The 1,178-nt window shown below is 64.2% G+C and carries 2 protein-coding genes; both read left to right on the top strand.

Going from position 1 to position 1,178, the window contains the following annotated elements; genetic code table 11:
* Positions 1-210, top strand: a 210-nt coding sequence (tnpB, locus tag WS68_RS15950; RefSeq protein WP_082710084.1) for an IS66 family insertion sequence element accessory protein TnpB, incomplete at its 5' end; no start/stop codon positions are given.
* Positions 211-241: 31 nt separating this feature from the next.
* Positions 242-1,178, top strand: a 937-nt coding sequence (gene tnpC, locus WS68_RS15945) for an IS66 family transposase (RefSeq protein WP_156429530.1), incomplete at its 3' end; no start/stop codon positions are given.

The following is a 1,178-nucleotide window of genomic DNA, read 5'->3' as shown; positions in this document are numbered from 1 at the left end:
AACCGACGTCGTGATCGCATCAAGATTCTCGGCTGGGGTGGCAATGGCTTCTGGTTGCTGCTCAAGCGACTCGAAGCCGACCGCTTCATCTGGCCGAACGGAGGCGACACGATCACGCTCAGCGCTGAGCAGTTGCATTGGCTGCTCGACGGAATCGACCTGACCGTGATCCAGAAGCATCCCCAGCGATATTACGCGCGGATGAGCTGAACACCACGCGGGTGACATGGTCTAATTGGCCATGCCGAACAGCCCCGTCATGCCGAGTGTAGAGGAATACCAGGCACTGCTCGCCGAACGCGATGCGTTGCGCGGTGAGCTTCGACTCGTGACGGCTCAGCGCGATCTGGCCGAGGAGAAACTGCGGGCATACAAGCACGAACTGTTCGGCGCATCGAGCGAAGCGCGCCATGCCGACCAGCTCGGTCTGTTCAACGAAGCCGAGGCGCTGGCGACGACTAACGACGCGCCCGCGCGCGAGGATATGCCCGGCACATCGGTCGCCGCCCACACGCGAGGCAAGCGCGGGCGCAAACCACTCGATCCGAACCTGCCGCGCGAGGTCGTGCGGCACGAGTTGCCCGAGTCCGAACGGTTCTGCGCGCATGATGGCCATGCTCTCGTCGAGATCGGCGTGGAAACGAGCGAACAGCTCGACGTGATTCCCGAGCAAGTGCGCGTCGTTCAGCACCAACGGGTCAAGTACGCGTGCCCATGCTGCGATCTCGGTATCAAGGTCCCGCCCGCACCGGCGCGTATCATCCCTCGCGGGCTGCTCACGGAATCCGCGCTGGCGTGGATCATCACCGGCAAGTACCAGTACGGCATGCCGCTGTATCGCCAGGCCACGCTGCTGCGACGCTTCGGCGGCGACATCTCGTCGAACACGCTGGCCGCCAGCGTAGTGCGGGTTGGGCTCGCCACGCAGCCGGTGATCAATCTGATGCGCGACGCACTGCTCGAATCGGACCTGATCTACGGCGACGAGACAACGTTCCAGGTGCTGAAGGAGCCGGGACGAAGGCCGCAGGCGAAGAGTTACTTGTGGGCGCAGGTCAACAGCTCGGGGCCGCCTGTGCGGATGTTCTCGTACTCGCCGGGGCGCGGCGCCCAGCATGCGCAGAAGCTCTATGCCGGCGTACAGCCTGGCACCGTGCTGATGACTGACGGGTACGAGC

Origin of the sequence: Burkholderia sp. TSV86 (genome assembly GCF_001522865.1) — a bacterium.
Classification (GTDB): domain Bacteria; phylum Pseudomonadota; class Gammaproteobacteria; order Burkholderiales; family Burkholderiaceae; genus Burkholderia.
The sequence above is the reverse complement of the archived record's forward strand: the minus strand, read 5'-3'. Positions and strand labels throughout refer to the sequence as shown.